Genomic DNA, 21,655 nt, shown 5'->3' on the forward strand with positions numbered 1-21,655 from the left:
CTGGCCCAAAATAAATTCAGTAATTCAGAATTTTCCTTTCGATTGCCAATTATCTAAACTATAAACTACGCAGACCAATAAAAATATATGATAGAACCAACGGACATATCTTATGAAAAAGCAGTATTGATCGGCCTGATAACTCAATTTCAGGACGAAGAAAAATCCAATGAATATTTGGACGAGCTCGAATTTCTGGCCTACACAGCCGGAGGCGAAGTATTAAAACGCTTCACCCAAAAAATGGAAGTGCCCAACCCTAAGACCTTTATAGGCACAGGAAAGCTGGAAGAGGTAAAAAACTTTGTGGACGAGCATGAAGTGGGCGTAGCTATTTTTGACGATGAACTTTCACCGGCTCAGCAAAAAAATATTGAAAAAATACTTCAGTGTAAAATTATAGATCGCACCAATTTAATCCTGGACATATTTGCCCAGCGTGCACAGACCAGTTATGCCCGCACCCAGGTAGAACTCGCCCAATATCAATATCTGCTACCCAGACTTGCCGGAATGTGGACCCACTTAGAGCGCCAGCGTGGAGGTATAGGAATGCGCGGGCCAGGGGAAACGGAAATTGAGACCGATAGAAGGATTGTGCGCGACCGTATTGCTCTGCTGAAGGATAAGTTGAAGAAAATTGACCGGCAGATGGAGGTACAGCGCGGCAACAGAGGCTCTCTTGTGCGGGTAGCGCTCATTGGCTATACGAATGTGGGAAAATCTACCTTGATGAACGTGATAAGCAAAAGCGATGTCTTTGCGGAAGACAAACTTTTTGCAACCCTCGACACCACTGTCAGGAAAGTGGTTATTGGCAATTTACCGTTCTTGCTTACGGACACCGTTGGGTTTATCAGAAAATTGCCCACCCAGCTCGTGGAATCCTTTAAAAGCACGTTGGACGAGGTTCGCGAAGCAGATTTACTGTTACACGTGGTAGATATAAGCCATCCCTCCTTTGAGCACCACATAGATTCCGTCGATAAAATTTTGGAAGAAATAGGCAGTGCAGACAAGCCTACGATTATGGTTTTCAATAAAATTGATGTCTATGATCCTGAGAAAATCCAGGAAGACGATTTAATGACCGAAAAGACCAAGGCCCATTACACCTTGGAGGAGTGGAAACAAACCTGGATGTCCAAGGTAAACGGCGATGCCATATTTATTTCGGCCCTTAATAAGGAAAACTTCGGCGAATTCCGAAAGCTGGTTTATGAAAAGGTAAAGGAAATCCACACCACCCGTTTTCCGTACAACAATTTTCTGTATGAAAAATATACCGAGGAAGATTAAAAATAGTTGAAGAAAGCAAAAAAAAAGCTGCCAAGCAAAAACTTGACAGCTTTTTTATTTTGACTACCGACTACCGACTACCGTCTATTGACTATTAAAATCCATAAGTCAGACCAACACCCAAAGCTTCGCGAATTTGAAAACCCTGTACGGCATTATCATCATAAATAGCTTGAAATGTCACGTTTGAAGAGATATATTTGTTCACCTTCATCACGAGATTTAGGGTATAGTCAATATCCACGTTCTGCGGATCCTCGAGGTAATTTGAATAAAGATTTAAAATATTTTCTGCGGAAACATTCGCCATAATATCAAATTTCGCATAAGCCGAAACAGACGCACCAAATTCAAAGCGGCTGCCTTCATTGGCATCCACGCCAAAATATTTGTTTTCATTATAGGCGTCCAAAGCTCCGGGAACCGACTCATCTACAGCAGTAAAATCTTTGTCAACCATAATAAGTTTGGCAGTGGCAGGTGAAATATTTACGTACAGATTATCACTTTTTTTCCAAAGCAAACCGGGCCCAAACTGAATGTAAGCCGGCGATAAAAAATGTGTAGTTTCGGTACGATACCCTTCATCTTCTGGATTGAGGTCGTTGTTAAACTCGTATCCTTTTGCAAATTGTGTCTTAAAATTTAAAAATAGGGAATAGTACCAATTGCTTTCCTTTATCTGCTGGCCCAATATAGAATTGAATTCCAAGCGGTCATTGGTCTTTCTGGAATATTTATCGTCCTTGTTTTTGGTAATCCCATATTCGCCAATAAAGCGGTTATTCCAGCTAAGTTTGTCGTGCTTATAGTTGAAATCGTATGTAAGCGAAAGGTTTCCCGAATAATTGGAAGTTCCCCCGCCGGTCCATTCGTGGTTAAAAGCCGCTTGGTTGAACAATAGCGAAAGGTTTCCCGCGCGTGTCCATCCGTTAGGGATAGTATCTTTTGGTTTTTCTTCTTGGGCTGTTATAGCGATGGGAGCAGCGAAGAGGACTGCAAGAAGTAAAAGTTTTTTCATTTTATTGATGTTATGTTTTGGCAAAAGTACTCACTCTTTTTAATAGTTAAAAAGAAATGGGCCAATTCAGTGAAGTTTTACAAAGTCAATCAATCAAAAAAAGAGAATATTATTTCCGCTTAAATAGTGGTACCGAAGAACAGGCCTCTCCATACATAATACTCTTTGCCACTGGTTGCAGTTTCTGCGCCAAGAGCACATAAGCATTCTGCGGGATGGGCTTGTGGGCGCAGCCTTTGATTATTAAGGGCTTATCTGTGTATTCTGAAACATCCAAATTTTGAAGCAATTCGGCAAAAAGAATGCTCTCCAATTCGTCCAAGCTTCCAACGGTGACTTTTTTTACAAAGGGAGCCAAATGCAGCGACAATAGCAAATACGCCCAACCCGGAACAATGGCATCGGTACTGCAGAAAAGAGCCACAAATTTATCTTGGTACCGGCTCCAATCGTGCTGTTTTGCCTGCTCCCGGAAATCACTTTCGCGCAACACAATACCTTCCAGCAACCATTGTGAAATATCAAAAGCGACCCTTTCGCCTTTTGGATAAATATCCTCAAGGTTGAAGGTTACAATCTTGCTGTTCGCTACACGGTTTATTATTTCTTCGGACAAAGGAAAAAAGTTATTGGGTTAATAAGTTACTTAATTGTCCCCTTTAGGGGATTTAGGGGGCTAAAGCATTCCGAGCTCCAGTTTTGCCTCATCGCTCATAAGCTCTTGCGACCACGGTGGGTCGAAGGTTATTTCTACTTCGGCATCCTTCACCATTTTCATGGATTTTACTTTTTCCTCCACTTCCATCGGTAGGCTTTCGGCTACGGGGCAGTTCGGGGTGGTGAGCGTCATCAGTATTTTTACCTCGCGATCTTCGTTTATAAAAACATCATAAATAAGTCCAAGTTCATAAATATCAACGGGTATTTCGGGATCGTAGATGGTTTTTATAACTGCTATTATTTTTTCGCCAAGTTCGGCCATGTTTATATCTGTTTCCATTGTATTAATTTTTAAGTTGTGTTTGGTATGCCAAGGCATACATTTTCATCTGTTTTATCATAGATACCAACCCATTTGCGCGGGTAGGTGAAAGATGTTCCTTTAAGCCTATTTCGTCAATAAAGTCGGTGTTCGCATCCAGAATTGCCTGTGGCTTTTGGTTTGAAAAAACCCGTACCAAAACCGCGATTATTCCCTTGGTGATGATGGCGTCGCTATCTGCGGTGAAAATTATTTTTCCATCCTTCATTTCTGAATTGAGCCACACCTTGCTCTGGCAGCCCTTTATCAGCTTGTCGTCGGTCTTTAAATTTTCGTCAATCAACGGAAGGGATTTGCCGAGTTCTATCATATATTCATAACGCTGCATCCAGTCTTCAAACATGGAAAACTCATCGATCAATTCTTCCTGTATTGCTTCAATCGTCATAGTTTGTTCAATTATTTTTCGTCCTTCTTAGCACTCAATAGTACGCTGCGGTCCGTTTTTGAATAAAGGGTAAGTATGCCATTCTCCAAGGCATACGAACCTGCATTGTTGAGCGCATCCAGAAAGTCGCGTTCTGTTTTCATAATTTCCTTCTCTGTACAAAATTTTTCGCTTACGGCCAGATCACCGAAGTTTATGGCATACAGGTCTATGGTATAATTGCCAAACACCGAATTGCAACCCGTTGTGCCACGGAAGGAATTGTCCAAAGCCGACATTGTAAAGGTAGGATTTGTGGTGTTTACCAATTTCTTTCCGTTAAGTGCGGTTACCGTATAACTGCCCGTAAGCTGGACACTTCCGGCAACGTCGATTACTTTTTTTGTTTCGTCGCAACCCGTAAAGATTACGGCAAACAGGATTAGTGATAATGTGGCGAGTGTTTTCATATTATTTTTGTTTCAAGTTTCAAGTTTCAAGTTTCACAAAAATCTGCAATCGGTACAGCATTGCCTATCAGCTCAACATCATTTTTGCCTTTTTCACGGCGTTTACCAAAGCGTCCACTTCTTCCAGTGTATTGTAAAATGCGAAGGAAGCGCGCACTGTTCCGGGTATTTTATAAAAATCCATAATGGGCTGCGCACAGTGGTGGCCGGTGCGCACGGCAATGCCCAATTTGTCTACAATCGTTCCAATATCGTACGGATGGATGCCTTCAATATTGAAAGAAACAACTGAGGTTTTATCAGGCCCCGTGCCGTAGATTTTTAAACCTTCAATTTCCAAGAGTTTCTCAGTGGCGTATTTCAAGAGCTCGGTTTCGTGGGCTTCGATCGCTTCGAAACCTATCCGGTTCAAATAATCTATTGCGGCTCCAAAAGCAATGCCGCCGCAGATATTGGGGGTTCCCGCCTCAAATTTATGCGGCAGCCCCGCATAGGTGGTTTTTTCAAAAGTAACTTCGGCAATCATCTCGCCGCCGCCTTGGTAGGGTGCGAGTTTGTTGCCCCATTCCTCTTTCATATAAAGAATCCCCACGCCCGTGGGTCCGCACATTTTGTGAGCCGAGGTTACGTAGAAATCCACATTGAGTTTTTGAAGATCGGGCTTTATATGCGAACAGGATTGTGCGCCGTCGATAAGTACGGAAGCTCCATATTCGTGCGCTTTTTCAATAATTATTTCGATGGGGTTGATGGTACCCAAGGCGTTGGAAATATGGTTTACGAAAACCAGTTTCGTTTTTTGGGAAAGCAATTTTTCATATTCCGAAAAAACCAAAACGCCTTCCTCGTTCATTGGAATCACTTTCAAAATGGCACCCGTTTTTTCGCAGAGCATTTGCCACGGCACGATATTGCTGTGGTGTTCCATTGCGGAAACGATTATTTCATCGCCTTTTTTTAGAATTTCAGAAAAACCATTTGCCACCAGATTTATTCCGTGGGTGGTACCCGCCGTAAAAATGATTTCGTAGGCTTCCTTCGCATTAAAATGGGTTTGTATTTTTTTCCGAGCCGCCTCATAGGCATCGGTAGCTTCCTGCGAAAGGGTGTGCACGCCGCGATGAATGTTTGCGTTGTAACGGCTGTAATAATCCACAATGGCATCAATTACCTGTTGCGGCTTTTGCGAGGTGGCCGCATTGTCCAAATACACCAGCGGATAGCCGTTTACCTTTCGGGAAAGGATGGGGAAATCATTGCGGATTTTCTGAAGGTTGAAGGACATTTAGTTATTTATAAATTTGAAATTTTAGGAAGCGGTTTTACCACGAATAAACGAACAGTTAAGTTTAATTTTTCGTGCATTCGTGGTGATACTTTTACAACTCAAACCCCAAACTAACTCCAATTTTGTTGGCGATGAGTTTGTTAATTCGGCTTTTCAACTCTGGAATTTTTACGCTTTCCAAAACGGTGTTGGCAAAGGCGTACATCAATAATGCACGTGATTCTTTTAACCCAATGCCGCGGCTCCGCAAGTAAAATAAGGCGTCCTCATCAAACTGGCCAATGGTGCACCCGTGCGAGCATTTTACGTCGTCGGCAAAAATTTCCAATTGCGGCTTGGCATTTATCGTGGCTTTGTCGTCAATCAATATGTTGTTGTTCTGCTGAAAGGCGTCAATCTTTTGGGCATCTTTTTCAACGATGATTTTTCCGTTAAAAACCCCTGTGGACGATTCGGCGAAGAGCCCTTTGTAATCCTGGTGGCTTTCGCAGTTTGGCGCAATGTGGTGGACGAGGGTGTTATGGTCTGCGTGTTGTTTTCCTTCCAAAATGGTAATTCCCTTTAATGTGGAATCACAATTTTCTCCTTTTTGGTAAAAGTTGAGGTTGTTGCGGACCAAATTGCCGCCAAAGGCAAATGTATGCACGCGGCAAACCGTATCACGCTGTTGCGAAATATAGGTATTGTCAATCAGCGAAGCGGTAATTTCGTCATTCTGAATTTTATAATAATCCACATAAGCGCGCTTTTCAGCAAAAATCTCCGTAACCGAATTGGTAAGCACCTGGTTGCTGGAAAGACTTTGGTGGCGCTCGATAATTTGGACATGTGCATTTTCACCAACCACAATTAAATTTCTTGGTTGCAGGAAAATGGCAGCTTCATTTCCAGTGGAAAAATTGATGATTTCAATAGGTTTCTCCACCTCTTTATGCGCCGGAATATGAATATATGCGCCTTCCTTCGTGAAAGCCGTATTGAGCGCAGTCAGGCTGTCGCTTTTTGCGGCCTTATTGAAGTAGGCTTCAATCACGGGCTTGTATTTGCCCTTGTTCAGCGCTGCCGACATCAAGCAGACATCCAATGAGTCGTGCGTGGTTTCCGAAAGGAAAGAGCTGTAAACGCCGTCTACAAAAACCAATTTATAGGTATCAATTTCGTGCAGAAAATACTTGCGTACATTTTTAAGCTCTACGTTCCGTTCTTTATGTGAATAGACGCTATAATCAGGTTTCAACAGTGAATTGAGGGAGGTATATTTCCAAGCCTCTTCTTTTTTTGTTGGGAATCCTTTTTCCTCAAAGATTTTAATGGCGCTATTCCGCACATCGTGCAATGGCGAATCAAACTCCAAATAATCTTCGAGGGCGATGTATGATGATAATAATTTGTCTTTAAAACTCATGAAAATATTGTTTCAAGTTTCTTGTTTCAGGTTTCAAGTTATTTGAACTTGTTGCCCTTAAATTCATTTTTGTTCAGATATATGATAAAGTTCGCTATTCGTTTACTTAAGTTCAAATATCTATTAACCAGAGAAGATAATTCTTCTTCTGAAATATATTCAGAATCATAAATCCTATATAATTGCGAGCGAGATTCTCCCGCGGAACCTTTTGCAATTGATAGAAATTGTCTGAATTCTAAATTTCCGTCTCTTTCAAACCCTTCGGCTATATTGTCCATTACGGAGCCAGATGCGTTTTTTATCTGGTCTCTTAGTTTGTAATCGGTTTTCAGTTCAGTATTTTTTGATAACTGGATTATTTCTTTGGAAAGAAGTCTTGCTTCTTTCCAAATATCTAAATCTTCGAACCGTTCAATTGTGGCCATAAATTTTTAGTTTTTTTATCCAACCAGAAACTTGAAACCAGAAACCAGAAACTATTTTAAACCAATTCCTCCTTAATCCAATCGTATCCTTTTTCCTCAAGCTCGTAAGCCAGTTCCTTGGTGCCGGATTTTACAATTCTTCCGTTCATTAAAACGTGTACGAAATCTGGAACTATATAGTCCAAAAGCCGCTGATAGTGTGTAATTACAACTACAGCGTTGTCTTTGCTCTTCAATTTGTTAACGCCGTTGGCCACAACCTTCAAGGCGTCGATATCCAAGCCGGAATCGGTTTCGTCGAGGATGGCCAGTTTGGGCTCCAGCATTGCCATTTGGAAAATTTCGTTCCGTTTCTTTTCACCTCCGGAGAAGCCCTCGTTCAATGAACGGGAAAGGAATTTGCGGTCAATTTCCAGCATGTCTGCCTTTTCCTTAATCATTTTTAGCATTTCGGATGCGGGCATATCGTCCATCTTTTTCGACTTGCGGGTTTCGTTGATGGCCGTTTTTATAAAATTGGTCACCGAAACCCCAGGAATTTCCACAGGATATTGGAACGAAAGAAAGATGCCCTTGTGTGCTCTTTCCTCGGGATCCAATTCTGAAATATCCTCATTCTCAAAAGTGATGTACCCGCGGCTTACCTCATATTCTTCCTTGCCGGCCACCACCGAGGCCAAGGTACTTTTTCCTGAGCCGTTGGGGCCCATTATGGCGTGAACTTCACCGGCTTTTACTTCAAGGTTGATGCCTTGTAGTATGTCTTTTCCTTCAAATCCGGCGTATAAATCTTTTATTTTTAACATATTAATTATTCTTTGCTGATTCTTCAAATTTTATATCTGCTTCTGAAGGTTTATCGTTAACCCTCATAATTTCGGTTATTGTTATCACTTCATCCCACTCGCTGTCGCTATCGGTATTTTTTGAAATAGTTCCTCTTACCACTACGCCCACCATGTCGAAATCATTCTTTTTCACCTTGGCTACCTGTTGCGAGAGTTGGTTGGCCCTATCGTTGCGTTTTACGCCGTAAATAAAATTCGTTCCCATAAGTACCAAGGCACCATCGGAGTCAATAAAATCTCCTTTATAGGCTTTGATATTTTCAGGGGTTTCGGCAGCTATCTCAGTAGTTTCGGTGGTTTTTTCTTCGGAATTTTTACAGGAAAATACCACTGTGGTAAGCATTAACAACAAAACGATTTTTTTCATAGGTTGTCTTATTTAGTTTTACTTGGTTCTTCAGATAATTAGGATTTAACCCACAGAACCTTCGAGGCTGATTTCTAACAACTTTTGGGCCTCTACGGCAAATTCCATAGGCAGCTTGTTCAACACTTCCTTACTAAAACCATTTACGATCAGTGCAATGGCCTTTTCGGTATCAATTCCCCGCTGGTTGCAATAGAAAATTTGGTCTTCGCCAATTTTACTGGTCGTGGCCTCGTGTTCTATTTGGGCGGTTTTGTTTTTTGCTTCAATATAGGGGAAGGTGTGCGCGCCACAACTGTTGCCCATCAACAAGGAATCGCACTGCGAAAAATTCCGCGCATTATCGGCATTGGGCATAATCTTTACCAGCCCGCGGTAACTGTTTTGTGATTTCCCTGCCGAGATTCCTTTGGAAATAATAGTGCTGCGCGTGTTTTTACCAATATGGATCATCTTTGTACCCGTATCTGCCTGCTGATAATCGTTGATCACGGCAATGGAGTAAAACTCGCCGATGGAATTGTCGCCTTTCAGAATACAACTTGGATATTTCCAGGTTACGGCACTTCCCGTTTCTACTTGGGTCCAGGAAATTTTTGCATTTTTCTCGCAAAGGCCTCTTTTGGTCACAAAATTGTAAACCCCGCCTTTTCCTTCCTTATCGCCAGGAAACCAGTTTTGGACCGTTGAGTATTTTATCTCGGCACCGTCCAGGGCAATAAGTTCCACCACGGCGGCGTGCAACTGGTTTTCGTCGCGGCTTGGGGCGGTACAGCCTTCCAAATAGCTTACGTAGCTGCCTTCATCGGCAATTACGAGGGTTCTTTCAAACTGTCCGGTTCCGGCCTGGTTAATTCTGAAATAGGTAGAAAGCTCCATCGGGCAGCGAACGCCTTTTGGGATGTAACAAAAGGAACCATCACTAAACACGGCACTGTTAAGGGCGGCGTAAAAATTATCGCGCTGCGGCACTACGGTTCCCAGATATTTTTTTACCAGTTCGGGATATTTACGAATGGCTTCGGAAATAGAACAGAAAATAATCCCCTTTTCCGCCAAGGTCTTTTGGAAGGTGGTTGCCACGGAAACGGAATCCATCACAATATCCACGGCAACCCCGGCAAGTTTTTTTTGTTCGTCCAGCGAAATGCCAAGCCGTTTGAAGGTGTCCAAAAGTTCGGGATCTACTTCGTCTATACTGTCGTATTTCGGCTTTTTATTTGGGGCGGAATAGTAGGAAATATTTTGAAAATCCGGCTTTTCATAGTGCACATTGGCCCAATCGGGTTCAATCATTTGCTTCCAATGGCGGAACGATTCCAATCGCCATTCGGTCATCCATTCCGGCTCTTCCTTCTTTTTTGAAATGGCGCGCACAACGTCTTCATTGATGCCAACGGGAAAGGTATCGGACTCTATGTCGGTATAGAAACCATATTCGTATTCCTTGGTTTCCAGTTCTTTTTTTAAATCGTCTTCAGTGTATTTAGTCATCAGTTTTCAGTGTTCAGTGTTCAGTAAATCAGTTGTCGACTTTTTTTCAGTCGTTAGTAAAAAGCACGTCTGAGTTCCCCCTTGGGGGGATAGGGGGCTTTTTTTTAAAGTGAAAAAGATTCTCCACAGCCACAAGTTCTATTTGCATTGGGATTGTTGAAAACAAAACCCTTTCCGTTTAGCCCGCCACTGTATTCCAGCGTGGTGCCTACCAAGTATAAAAAGCTTTTTTTATCTACGGCTATTTTTACGTCTTCTTCTTCAAAAAGTTTATCGTTTTCGCCCAGACTGTGGTCAAATTTCAATTCATAGCTCAAGCCCGAACATCCGCCGCTTTTAACCCCAACACGCACAAAATCATTTGCAATGTTGAAGCCTTCCTCGGCCATCAACTGGGCAATCTTGGTTTTAGCGCTTTCACTTACCTTAATCATATATAGATTAATTCTAAATTAGACGGCAAATATACATCAATTCGCACTTTTAACCATACGGAAGTGGGATTTTAAAACTATAGAGCCATAGTTTTAAACAATAATTAACACCCCAAGTTTTTTGGGATTTTAGAAATTGAAAATTACTTCAGGAATCAATTGGGATCCTGAAAATCGGGATTATTGATAAATGAAGAATCGGAAAGTGAAAGTAGAAATGCCTTTAGGTCTGCTTTGTCAGATTCCGTTAAATGCACTCCGCCGCGGGAAACGGCTTTCATAAGCGGATCAATGGTCCTTGAATACACAAGCCCCTCGCTGTAATGGTTTATCACCTCATCCAAGGTTGCGAAACGGCCATCGTGCATATAGGGTGCGGTAAAAGCAAGGTTGCGCAGCGATGGCGATTTAAAAAGCCCATCGTGATTGGGGTCTCCCGTCACCTCTCCCAAGCCTTTATCGGTAATTATCGCGTCCAGGCCATTATTGTGAAAAGCGTTATCGGTCCACAGGGGGCTATTGTCGTTGCCATGGCAATGGAAACAGTCGCCTCGGGACTCGTCCATAAATATTTGGAAGCCGTTCAATTCCTGGGGTGTAAGACTGCCTTCACCCAACAGATATTTGTCAAAAGGTGAGTTGGCAGAAATGAGCGTCCTCTCAAACTGGGCAATTGCCTTGGCGGTCAATTCTTTGGTAATATTGCTGGTGCCAAAGGCTTTGTTGAACATTTCTGGATAGGCCGCATGGCTTTGTAAACTGGCGACTGCATTTTCCCAGGTGTTGTGCATTTCAACTGGGTTTTCCACGGGTCCGAGGGCTTGCTCCTCAATACTGTTGGCGCGTCCATCCCAGAAAAACTTATCTGTGGTGCTCCAGGCCATATTGTAGATGGGCATAGAATTTCGGGTGCCCTCCAGACCGTCTATTCCAACGCTGAAACGATTGGTATCGGAAAATGAATTACTTGGTTGGTGGCAGGAGGCACAAGCCTGTGTGCCATCGCCCGAAAGTATCGGGTCGAAGAAAAGTTTTCGGCCTAAGGCCACTCCCTCGACGGTTTGGGGATTGTCCGCAGGAATATTGGGTGGCGGCAAAAGGCGTTTAAAAATAGGGGGAACGGCCAGGGGTTTTGGTGTTGGCACGTAATCTTCGTTGGGATCTATGGGATCCGGATCGCTGGATGAACAAGCGATAAATAGGCTTAAGATTAACACGCCGAAGAAATATTTAAGAATTTTCATGGCAGTTCCTTCATTTTAAATTATTGTGAAATAGCACCAATGCTAAAAACGCTTGCACCGTTATCGTGCATATATTTTTGTGCTGCATAGTTCATCATTAGATCGGTATCATATACGTTTAAATCCCAAGTATAGGGGTTTTTGTACCATTCTGAAACATCCATTTTAATCTCGATGGAAGTATCGCCAGAAATAGTGACGTTTCTCTCGAAATCAAAACTCAAATAGTTCTGTTCAAAAACGCCTTCGCTCACACGGGCGGTTCCGTGATGGTAGGCATAGGACTGTAACGCACCATTGGCATCTTCATACTTCCCTTCCATTTGCATAAAATGGTATCCCCCGCCCAGCATGTCGGGCCAGTTCCAACTTGCGGCATTCAGGTCTGGATAGGCGCCGCTCACGTTATCGGCTTCATTAAAACCATAGATAAAGGAAATTCCAGTATACTCGCCCGTGGGCACCCTTAAAGTTGGATTAAGTTTCAGGGAATTTACGTCCGTAACATCTATTAATTGATAATCATCAAACTTAATGGTTGAACCGTCTGCCTTATGAAGTTCAATACCGGAGATAAGATATCGCAATTTGGAAATGGTCAAGGTAGTGCCGAGGGCATTTGTGTATGAAGATGCTCCATTGAAATTGGATGCGGTAACAGGATCACCATCCCAATTCTGGGTAAATTCAAAGGTAACGGCGGCATCTACGGCTACATCATCGTCGTTGTTACAACCAATTATGGCAAAAGCCAGGGCAAATAGGAAAGCAATTTTTTTCATAAAGATATGAGATGTGGTTTATATGGTTTACTTTATTTTAATCACTAAAAAATCTTTCGAGCCTTTGTTTGAAGGAATGTCCAAATCATCGCTCTCGCTATTGCCTACAACCAAAATTTTATTGTCGGTCGTTTCAATTGCTTCTGAAGCAAAATCAAGGCTCGAGCCACCTATGGTGTTTTGGAATTTTAAGTTTCCGCTTTGGTCTATAACAAAAACCCACACATCGTTTACACCGTTGTTAGTTTTCAGATCGCCATCAGAACTACGGCTGTGTCCCGAAAGAATGTAATCTCCATTGCTGCGCTGTACGATGCTGTGTGCGGTATCAAACTGGGAACCGCCAAAGGATTTTTGCCAAATTTTACTTCCGTTGTCATCAAATTTTACCAACCAAGCATCTGCGTTGCCGCGTGGTGCGGTTACATCTTGATCAGCACTTCTGGAATCGCCAACCATAATATAGTTGCCATCTTGGGTTTTAATGCTGGCGTATGAATTATCGATCTCATCTCCACCAAAGGATTTGGTCCACAGCAAATCGCCATTGGCTTTAAGGCGTACTGCCCAATAATCGTAGCTTCCTTTTGGGTCGGTTTTATCGAAATCCTCACTTTCGGAGGTGCCAGTCATCAAAAAGCCGCCGTCATCGGTTTCCAAGGCGTCGTAGCTTCGGTCATTATTGGTTCCGCCAAAATAACGTCTCCATTGGATAGTGCCAGTTGCATTCAACTTAATTCCCCAAAATTCACCAACCCCGTGCAGTACCCCCTTTTGTAAATCATTCCCGGCACCCCCACTGGCAGATACATCAAAATACCCAGTGACGAAATAGCCGCCATCTGAGGTTTGAAAAGCTTTAAAAGCCTGATCGCTACCGGAAAATCCAAATGTTTTTTCCCAAAGGATGGTACCACCGTTATCTACTTTAACCACCCAATAATCCTGGAATCCTGCATTTTCATAAATATCGCCATCGCTGCTAGTGGTGTAACCGGTCAATAAATAACCCCCGTCATTGGTTTTAGTTATTCTGGAGGCGTTTTCGTCATCGCTTCCGCCATAGGTCTTGCTCCAGATGATTTCTCCGGTTTTCGAAAGTTTCAATAACCAAAAATCGCTATCGTTTCCGGCTCTGTCCGTAATATCGCCATCGGAACTTCGGGTGGTACCCAGAACCATATAATTACCGTCCCCAGTTTCAACTACGGAAACTGCTTCGTCAATGCCGCTTCCACCATAGGTTTTTATCAGCTCTATTTCACCATTTATCTCGGATTCGGGTCCTGGGCCATCATCCTTTCCGCAGGAAAATAATACTAGCGCTATTGCAAGCAAAAGTGGAACGGCTTTGTAATTGGGGCTTTTAGTAATTAGCATAATGGGGATATCTGGATTTTTAGTCTATTAATAATCCTTTTGTCGTAGTTGAATTTATCTTCATTACATACATTCCCGATTGAAGGTTAGAAATATTGATCTTTTCCGAAAGACTGTCGCCAAAGTTAAGAGCCATTACCTTTTGGCCCAAGACGTTGAAGATTTCAATGGTTGAAATTGGGTCCACTTTTGAAAACACCTCCACTACATCCGTTGCCGGATTTGGAGTGATGGCAAAGTTTGAAATTGTGTTTTCATTTACACCCAAAAGCGGATCCCTAACTATAAATAGACCGCTATTGATATCGCTTATCACGATATTACCACTGGCAAAGAATGGATAAACGCTCCAGGCGCCATCAAAGCGGGCAGAGTTACTAGAAGGATAGGTGTCAAAAAATTTGGTCTCCACCATGTTTTCCCCTTCTACATCACTAATATCAAAAACTCTTAGGCCGGCACGATAACTGGCAAGATAGAATTCATTTCCTTTTACGTAGCCATTATGGTCAATGGCGGCAACAGTTGCTTCGTATTCAAAATGGACCACAGGATTGTCAAGGTCGGTTACGTCAAAAATGATGGTACGCGTATTAAAACCGGAGTTGGCCTCGTCCAGTTCGTCGCCAATAATAAAGTAGCGCTTGTCCTCGGTTAACCAACCTTGGTGCGTATAATCAACACTTCCGTAAAAACCGTTTGAGATACCTATTGGGTTGTTTTTGTCGGTTACGTCAACAATTGAAATTCTATCCTCATTGCTTCCGAAAAAGATCTCACGGCCCGTGTAATCTGAATCGGGACCATCGTAAATAACCACCTGTGCATCGTGGCAGTAATAATCATTGCTGAAACCCCCTTCACCCACTGGGTTTATAGGGTCTTGGATATTTACAAAATGCGGCCCGCCATTGAAAGACACCGTTCCCACGGCATAGGCATATCCAGTCTCTTCGTTTATCACAATGTTGTGGGCATTACCAAAACCGTTATAGTGGGCATCTTCGGTAAAAGTTTCTGGCGCATTGGATACACTTCGCAAGCGCGTTAAATCGAATACCTGCATGCCATGTCCTCCAGCTTCACTAACAATAAAGGCATGGTCATTGTAAACTTTTATGTCTCTCCAAGAACTAGGATCGGTATGGGTAGGAAGTTTACCCAGATACACAGGGTTTACTGGGTCTGTAATATCCACGAAGGCTGTACCGTTGCCCAGACCCATCAAAGCGTATTCCTTTCCATCCAAAGGGTCTGTCCACCCCCAGGAATCATTGCCCCTGTCTGAGCCGAAAGTGCCCAGGCTGATTCGCGATAATAAATCTAAGCCACTGCAGGGATATTGACCCGCCATTCCATTAACACAAGGTGTCTGTGCGAAGGAAAAAGTTGCTAAAAAAAGTGCTAAAACTGGTAATATTTTTTTCATTTATTGATATTATATGGTTTAAAAAACGGCTAAATGTAAACATATTATAACCTCTTCTACAAACGCAAAAGGTTAAATATTAGTATTGTGATTTTTTAAGCAATGTTTTATTTGACTTTTATATTGGTTTTCGAAGATGTACTTTTGCCAAAATTCCTAAGAAATCTGAACCATGTTTGAAAATAAGGACAGCTCCCATACAAGTATTGAAAATTTAGGTGAATTTGGCCTGATTGATCATTTAACCAAAAATTTCAAAATAAAACAAAAATCGACTGTTAAGGGAATAGGCGATGATGCTGCCGTTATAGCCTGCGACCCTAAGGAGGAATTGGTAATAACAACCGATTTATTGGTGGAAGGCGTCCATTTTGATTTGAGTTACGTACCATTGAAGCATTTGGGATATAAGGCAGTGATCGTTAATCTATCCGATGTGTACGCCATGAATGCTGAACCCACCCAAATTACGGTAAGCGTGGCCGTATCAAACAGATTTCCAGTGGAAGCTTTGGAAGAACTATATGCTGGCATCCAGGCCGCGGCCCAATTGTACAATGTGGATGTAGTAGGAGGCGACACCACCTCATCCACCACAGGCTTGTTAATAAGCATTACTGCCTTGGGAACCGTAAAGAAAGGTGCCGCCGTATATAGAAGTGGCGCTAAGGAAAACGATCTGCTTGTTGTAACTGGGGATCTTGGTGCGGCATATATGGGACTTCAGGTTTTGGAGCGCGAAAAGGAGGTTTTTAAAGTGAACCCAAATTCACAGCCCGATCTGGAACCGTATTCGTATTTGGTGGAAAGACAATTGAAACCCGAGGCCCGTAAGGATATTACTAATTTATTAAAAGAATTGGAGGTGAGACCAACAGCGATGATTGACATTAGCGATGGCCTGTCTTCCGAAATTATCCATATCTGCAAAAATTCCGAAGTGGGTTGTAATTTATATGAAGATAAAATCCCGCTGGATCCGCAGGTTATTGCTACCTGTGAGGAGTTTAATTTGGATAGCACCACCATCGCCTTAAGTGGTGGTGAGGATTATGAGTTGCTTTTCACCATTAGTACCGAAGATTTCCCAAAAATAAAGGGTAATCCCCATTTAACGGTCATTGGTCATATAACCGACGAAAAAGAAGGTGTGCATTTAATAAGCCGTGCGGGAACTAAAATACCTCTGATTGCACGCGGGTGGAATGCGCTGAAGAATGAGGAATAACCTTTTTACAAGGCAATACAAATCTGCTTTCCTTTGAAAGGAAACAGAATTATCAAAAATAGTGTGGGCTTTTTAATGAATTGAAAGCTTTTTCTTTTTCATAAAAAACGTAGAAAGGCATTCATTTATCTCACGTTGCCTGCGGGTAAGCAGTTCAAATTTACCTGAATAACTGTTTGAGACTTCCTTGCCGCAACAAGCACATTTATATTCATTAATGTGATCGGTAATTTTACGGGTAACAATGTAATCATGGCCAAACGCACTGCATACAAGGCTCAAGATTGGAGGTCGGCTTTGGGGCGTAACTTTATCCATCTTAACAAATAATTTGGGGTTAATGATTCAATATTAACGTTTTTTTAGATAAAGTGCAAATTTTATCCGATTAAATGCAAATATTCCGCAACGGTTTCTTCATTTTCTATCATGCTCATATGGCCGCCCTCAATTATTTTTACTGAAGCATCGCATTGGTCGAATATCCGTTTTGTATCCCAAACCGGTAAAATGGGATCTTCCTTTGCCAATATCGCGTTTTTTGGTTTAGTGAAATTTTTTAAAACTGCCGATCTGTCCTTTCGGTCCCGCATACCTTTAATGGCGGCGGTTACTCCTTCTACGGGGAATGCGAATGCTTCCTTTTTTAAAATTGCGATCCTCTTGTCAAATCTTTCGCGAGAGGATTCGGCAAACAGATTGCCAATGGCCATGCTGATATAGGCTTGCGGATTTTGGCGGATAACCTTTAAGGCGCGATTGCGGTTTTCCCTTCGCTCCTCGGAATCGGCTTCGGGTGTTGAATTAAGAAGTATTAATTTTTCAACTTTTTCTGAAAACATTTCAGCATAAGCCAAAGCAACATAACCACCCATAGAATGGCCGATGAACGTTGCTGACGAAATTTTCAATTGTTGAAGTAATTCTTGCACTACTTCGGCCATAAGCTCCATAGTATGTATTTCTGCAATAACCCCGCTTTTCCCGTGGCCGGGAAAATCCATCGTTATTAAGGTATTCTTTTTTGAAAACTCTGGGATTAGGGGATTCCACATATTGGAACTTTCCAAAAACCCGTGGAGAAGAACCTTTGCTGGCCCTTTTCCGAAGGTTTCAAAATGAATTGGAGTATTTTTGAATTGAAACATCATATTTTGCAAAAGACCCCAAAGATCTTAAAAGAACTGTGGGGTCTGAACTTTTTATTATTTCTTCAAATGAAGTTTATATTATTAATTTCACCTTCGTACCTGCCTGCTGTAGACACGTCGGTAGGGTTAGAAGGGCTTAATTCATCAAGTCCTCTATTTCCTCTGCCTCAATAGGAATGTTACGCATCAAATTAAATGGCTCGCCCTTTTTTTGGATAACTACATCGTCTTCCAATCGGATGCCGAAACCTTCCTCCGGAATATAGATTCCCGGCTCAACGGTGAAAACCATATCTTCGGTCATCTTTTCCCACAGGATACCATAGTCGTGCGTATCCAGCCCAATGTGGTGGCTGGTGCCGTGCATAAAGTATTTTTTGTAGGCAGGCCAGTTTGGATCTTCGTTTTTCACATCAGCCTTGTCCAAAAGTTTTAAATCCAAAAGGGCTTTCGTCATTAGTTTGCCCACTTCTTCGTGATATTCCTTCCAATAATTTCCGGGAACGAGCATTTTTGTAGCATTGTCTTTTACCTTTTTTACGGCATCGTACACCTCGCGCTGCCGCTTGCTGAATTTTCCGCTTACGGGAATGGTGCGCGTCATATCGCTGGAATAGTTGGCATACTCAGCACCTACATCCAAAAGAAGCAAATCACCTTTCTTACATTGTTGGTTATTCTCTATATAGTGTAGCACGTTCGCGTTATTTCCACTGGCAATGATGGGGGTATAGGCAAAACCACGGGAACGGTTTCTTAAAAATTCATGCATGAATTCAGCTTCGATCTCGTATTCCCAAACGCCGGGTTCTACGAAATTAAGGATTCTTCTGAACCCTTTTTCCGTGATATCACAGGCTTGCTGTAGGATGTCTATTTCAATTTTATCCTTTACGCTACGCAGGCGTTGCAAGATAGGATTGCTTCGCTCCCAACTGTGCGCCGGAAATTTTTCCTTTGTTTTCTGGATAAAGCGATCTTCGCGGGTTTCGGTTTCCACACTTTGGCGATAATGCTCATTGGTGTTGAAATAAATACGCTCTGCCTGCGTCATTACTTCAAAGAAAATTTTATCAAATTCCTTTAGCCAATAAATAGATTTAATGCCGCTTACCTCGGTAGCCTTTTCCTTAGTGAGTTTTTCGCCTTCCCAAACGGCAATGTGGTCGTTGGTCTCGCGCACGAACAGCATTTCGCGGTGTTCCTTGTTTGGTGCATCGGGAAAAAGAACCAGAATGGTTTCTTCTTGGTCGGCACCGGTTAGGTAAAAAATATCGCGTGCCTGCTGGAATGGCATGGTGCTATCTGCGCCAATGGGATAAATATCATTACTGTTAAAGACCGCCACACTCTTTGGCTTCATTTGGGCCATAAAGTTTTTGCGGTTTTTTATAAAGAGTTTGCTGGGTATTTGATCGTATTTCATAATGTAGTTTTCTGAATTTTTTCAAAATTAATTATTATAAAGTTATCCTGTAGCGAGAATGGGTTAAAAGTGTGCCAATGTATTTTTAAATGTTGTTTATTTCATTAAAATTCAATACTTTACATAGTATTTTTGAAAGAATGGAGATTTATTGCACGCAATACGCAAAAGTTTAGGTAGGGTTTTTCTCGATAGTCTTGTTTAAATAAAAAACCAAAAGTCATGAAAATAAAGCTACTCATCAATTTGATTTTAATTTCTCTTAGTGCGCAACTGTTCGCCCAAGATCCCAACTGGAGCTACATCCGTAGGGAAAATACGGGTATTGGTGGAGCACTTCATTTTGTTGTGCAAGGGGATGCCTTTGGAAATATCTGGACCGGGGGCTACGAGTCTTCCGACGAAGGCAGTTTGGTGCGCATTGCTACTACAGACACTGTTTATACCAATTGGTCCACCTATTCAGATGAATATTTACCGAATGGATTGATTTATGACATTGCCTTTGACAGTATAGGTATTATATGGGTCGGGTCTGAAGCCGGTATAACTACTTCCGGCGATGGACTCATTTGGACCCATTATGACACTAGCAACACACCTTTTTTAAGCACCAATGTTGAAGGTATAGCCATAGGCGCCGGCAATACCGTCTGGACCGTAAATACCGATACCGACCCGGACTTGGGTGGTGTGGGTTATTTTGACGGTACGGATTGGAGCTATTACACCTCCACAAATTCGGGCCTTCCCCCGGGAATCAATTTAAGGGATATAGCCATTGATGACAACGATGTAAAGTGGATAGCCTCAAACAATGGTCTTATATCTTATGATGGCACTACTTGGCAACATTATACCTCAGCAAATAGCGGCCTTTCGGCAGATAATGTTTGGGAAGTTGCCATTGATGACCAAAACAGGGTTTGGGCCTTGGTGGGCAGTGCGGTCGATATTTTTGATGGCACAGACTGGACGCAGATCAACGAGAGCGATTGGCCCATTACAAATGTGCAAGGACGTTCGCTAGCCCTTCACGGCGACCAGGTTATCATAGCCGAAGGTTCCAGCTCTCGCGTTTTATTGTTTGACGGCACTACTTGGACTTCCGAATATATGAATTTAAGCATGTTCGATTCATACATAGACAATGATGGCACATACTGGGTATCGGGTTACGGCGTGGTGGCAAAGAATGACGGTACGGGCTGGATTCAATATACAGCTTACAATACTGGACTGCCAACCAATTTCAACGAAGATATTTTTATTGATAGTCAAGGTCGCAGATGGTTTGCCAATGGCAACGGTGGGATCCAGGTTTTTGATTGCCCAAATTGGGAAGTATATGGCCCTGAGAACGGGGGTTTATTCCCAAATCCGCAGACATTATATTCCACTACCATCGGAACCTCAATTACTGAAGATGCCGATGGCGATATTTGGTTTTCATACACTGGCACCTCGGGCTATATCATTCATGTTCCGGACGGTAATTATTGGGACTATGCCGCCTGGACTACTTATGACAATACCAATTCCACCCCGGCACTTCAATTTATTGAAGAATTAAATGCCACAGATGACGGTAAATTGTTTGCTCTTACTGACAATAATGCTATTATGTTTGATAAGGTTGCCGACACTTGGACTGTCTGGAATATGTCTAACGGATTGTCCGGTCCTCCATATAGTCTGGGGTCTCGTGGTAATACCATGTATGTGGGTAGTTACCAAGGGATAGATGTATTTGAAAACGGATCGTGGACCAATATAGACTTATCTCCTCAAGGTATCGAGCACGTACTTCACGTTGCTTTTGATGCCAATGACCATATGTGGTTGGGTACCACCACGGGATTGTGGAAATATGACGGCACCATCTGGACCAATTGGAACGAAAGTAACAGCAACATAGCCGCAGACTATGTGACCGCCATCGATTTTGATGCAGACAACAATATTTACTTAAGTGCCCACAATACACAAATATTTCCCTATTACGGCGGAATCTCATATTTTGATGGCACGGGAAATACCTTTACTACATTGTTGGACGGAAGCTCCCCACTTGCGCACAAACAGGTGGAAGATATAGCCGTAGATTCCTTCGGAAATATTTGGACACTTACACAAAGCGAAGGTTTTAGTATTTATAATCCAAACGGGATTGATGGGTTTGATTGTATAGACCGAACCCTACAAAGAACCCTGGGCGTGAATGACGCGGATTTTAATGAACAAATGGATGGTTTAAATTACCCAAATCCTTTTTCTGAAACTACTACCATAGTTTTCTATTCAACGGATGCCAGTCCCGTTTCTATTGAGGTGTTTGATATAATGGGAAGAAATATAAAAACTTTGAATTTAAAACAGGTTTCCTTAGGAAAAAACAGCTTCTTGCTTGATTTGGCCTCACAGGCAAACGGTGTTTATTTTTGTAAAATTACATCTAACAAGAAAAGCCATACCATCAAGCTCTTAAAGAATTGATTGAAAATATTGGTCTTTTATTCGCTTTATAATTGTTTTTGTAGTTTCTATATCAA

The 21,655-nt window shown here is 42.3% G+C and carries 21 protein-coding genes; 3 read left to right on the top strand and 18 right to left on the bottom strand.

Annotation, left to right across the window (positions count from 1 at the left end; all coding sequences use genetic code 11):
• Window positions 1-87 precede the first annotated feature (87 nt).
• Entirely contained in the window at window positions 88-1,299 is a 1,212-nt protein-coding gene (gene hflX / locus MB09_RS07200) for a GTPase HflX (protein WP_045080235.1), read from the top strand.
• Window positions 1,300-1,393: 94 nt separating this feature from the next.
• On the opposite strand, the gene MB09_RS07205 is transcribed toward hflX, so the two are convergent.
• The 16 genes from MB09_RS07205 to MB09_RS07280 form a co-directional block, all read right to left on the bottom strand.
• Window positions 1,394-2,320, bottom strand: a complete 927-nt coding sequence (locus tag MB09_RS07205; protein ID WP_045080236.1) for a DUF3078 domain-containing protein — start codon at window positions 2,318-2,320, stop codon at window positions 1,394-1,396.
• 109 nt (window positions 2,321-2,429) lie between these two features.
• Entirely contained in the window at window positions 2,430-2,936 is a 507-nt protein-coding gene (locus MB09_RS07210; RefSeq protein WP_045080237.1) for a DUF2480 family protein, read from the bottom strand.
• A 60-nt stretch (window positions 2,937-2,996) separates the two neighbouring features.
• Window positions 2,997-3,320 carry an SUF system Fe-S cluster assembly protein gene (locus MB09_RS07215; RefSeq protein WP_045080537.1) on the bottom strand — a complete coding sequence of 108 codons (324 nt, stop codon included), beginning with the start codon at window positions 3,318-3,320 and terminating at the stop codon, window positions 2,997-2,999.
• 4 nt (window positions 3,321-3,324) lie between these two features.
• Complete coding sequence (locus tag MB09_RS07220) at window positions 3,325-3,750, bottom strand: SufE family protein (RefSeq protein ID WP_045080238.1); 426 nt, start codon at window positions 3,748-3,750, stop codon at window positions 3,325-3,327.
• 11 nt (window positions 3,751-3,761) lie between these two features.
• Entirely contained in the window at window positions 3,762-4,199 is a 438-nt protein-coding gene (locus tag MB09_RS07225; RefSeq protein WP_045080239.1) for an META domain-containing protein, read from the bottom strand.
• 67 nt (window positions 4,200-4,266) lie between these two features.
• A complete protein-coding gene (locus tag MB09_RS07230; protein ID WP_045080240.1) occupies window positions 4,267-5,484 on the bottom strand; it encodes an aminotransferase class V-fold PLP-dependent enzyme in 1,218 nt (405 codons plus the stop codon).
• Window positions 5,485-5,578: 94 nt separating this feature from the next.
• A complete protein-coding gene (gene sufD, locus MB09_RS07235) occupies window positions 5,579-6,892 on the bottom strand; it encodes a Fe-S cluster assembly protein SufD (protein ID WP_045080241.1) in 1,314 nt (437 codons plus the stop codon).
• A 38-nt stretch (window positions 6,893-6,930) separates the two neighbouring features.
• Window positions 6,931-7,320, bottom strand: coding sequence for a four helix bundle protein (locus tag MB09_RS07240; RefSeq protein WP_045080242.1), 390 nt, complete (start codon window positions 7,318-7,320; stop codon window positions 6,931-6,933).
• Window positions 7,321-7,376: 56 nt separating this feature from the next.
• A complete protein-coding gene (sufC, locus tag MB09_RS07245; protein WP_045080243.1) occupies window positions 7,377-8,126 on the bottom strand; it encodes a Fe-S cluster assembly ATPase SufC in 750 nt (249 codons plus the stop codon).
• 1 nt (window position 8,127) lies between these two features.
• Window positions 8,128-8,535, bottom strand: coding sequence for a hypothetical protein (locus MB09_RS07250; RefSeq protein ID WP_045080244.1), 408 nt, complete (start codon window positions 8,533-8,535; stop codon window positions 8,128-8,130).
• Between the two features lie 45 nt (window positions 8,536-8,580).
• Window positions 8,581-10,029 (bottom strand): Fe-S cluster assembly protein SufB, encoded by a 1,449-nt coding sequence (gene sufB / locus MB09_RS07255; RefSeq protein ID WP_045080245.1) that lies wholly within the window; start codon window positions 10,027-10,029, stop codon window positions 8,581-8,583.
• 104 nt (window positions 10,030-10,133) lie between these two features.
• The gene (locus MB09_RS07260; RefSeq protein WP_045080246.1) at window positions 10,134-10,463 is read right to left on the bottom strand and encodes a HesB/IscA family protein; all 330 of its coding nucleotides are present in this window, start codon (window positions 10,461-10,463) and stop codon (window positions 10,134-10,136) included.
• A gap of 155 nt (window positions 10,464-10,618) precedes the next feature.
• Window positions 10,619-11,707, bottom strand: coding sequence for a cytochrome-c peroxidase (locus tag MB09_RS07265; protein WP_084709054.1), 1,089 nt, complete (start codon window positions 11,705-11,707; stop codon window positions 10,619-10,621).
• Between the two features lie 20 nt (window positions 11,708-11,727).
• Window positions 11,728-12,489, bottom strand: a complete 762-nt coding sequence (locus tag MB09_RS07270; RefSeq protein WP_045080247.1) for an MbnP family protein — start codon at window positions 12,487-12,489, stop codon at window positions 11,728-11,730.
• 27 nt (window positions 12,490-12,516) lie between these two features.
• Window positions 12,517-13,869, bottom strand: coding sequence for a hypothetical protein (locus MB09_RS07275; RefSeq protein WP_045080248.1), 1,353 nt, complete (start codon window positions 13,867-13,869; stop codon window positions 12,517-12,519).
• Window positions 13,870-13,888: 19 nt separating this feature from the next.
• On the bottom strand, window positions 13,889-15,298 hold the full coding sequence (locus MB09_RS07280; protein ID WP_045080249.1) for a choice-of-anchor B family protein: 1,410 nt from the start codon (window positions 15,296-15,298) through the stop codon (window positions 13,889-13,891).
• A gap of 172 nt (window positions 15,299-15,470) precedes the next feature.
• On the opposite strand from MB09_RS07280, the gene thiL reads away from it, so the two are divergent.
• Window positions 15,471-16,526, top strand: coding sequence for a thiamine-phosphate kinase (gene thiL / locus MB09_RS07285; protein ID WP_045080250.1), 1,056 nt, complete (start codon window positions 15,471-15,473; stop codon window positions 16,524-16,526).
• A gap of 380 nt (window positions 16,527-16,906) precedes the next feature.
• Here thiL and MB09_RS07295 read toward each other — a convergent pair whose 3' ends face one another.
• Both MB09_RS07295 and MB09_RS07300 read right to left on the bottom strand, forming a co-directional pair.
• Window positions 16,907-17,677 (bottom strand): alpha/beta fold hydrolase, encoded by a 771-nt coding sequence (locus MB09_RS07295; RefSeq protein ID WP_045080252.1) that lies wholly within the window; start codon window positions 17,675-17,677, stop codon window positions 16,907-16,909.
• Window positions 17,678-17,813: 136 nt separating this feature from the next.
• Window positions 17,814-19,103: an aminopeptidase P family protein gene (locus MB09_RS07300; protein WP_045080253.1), complete on the bottom strand. Its 1,290-nt coding sequence runs from the start codon at window positions 19,101-19,103 to the stop codon at window positions 17,814-17,816.
• Window positions 19,104-19,325: 222 nt separating this feature from the next.
• On the opposite strand from MB09_RS07300, the gene MB09_RS07305 reads away from it, so the two are divergent.
• Entirely contained in the window at window positions 19,326-21,599 is a 2,274-nt protein-coding gene (locus MB09_RS07305; RefSeq protein ID WP_045080254.1) for a T9SS type A sorting domain-containing protein, read from the top strand.
• Window positions 21,600-21,655: the final 56 nt, after the last annotated feature.

The sequence above is a fragment of the Aequorivita vladivostokensis genome (assembly GCF_000952855.1).
GTDB lineage: Bacteria > Bacteroidota > Bacteroidia > Flavobacteriales > Flavobacteriaceae > Aequorivita > Aequorivita vladivostokensis.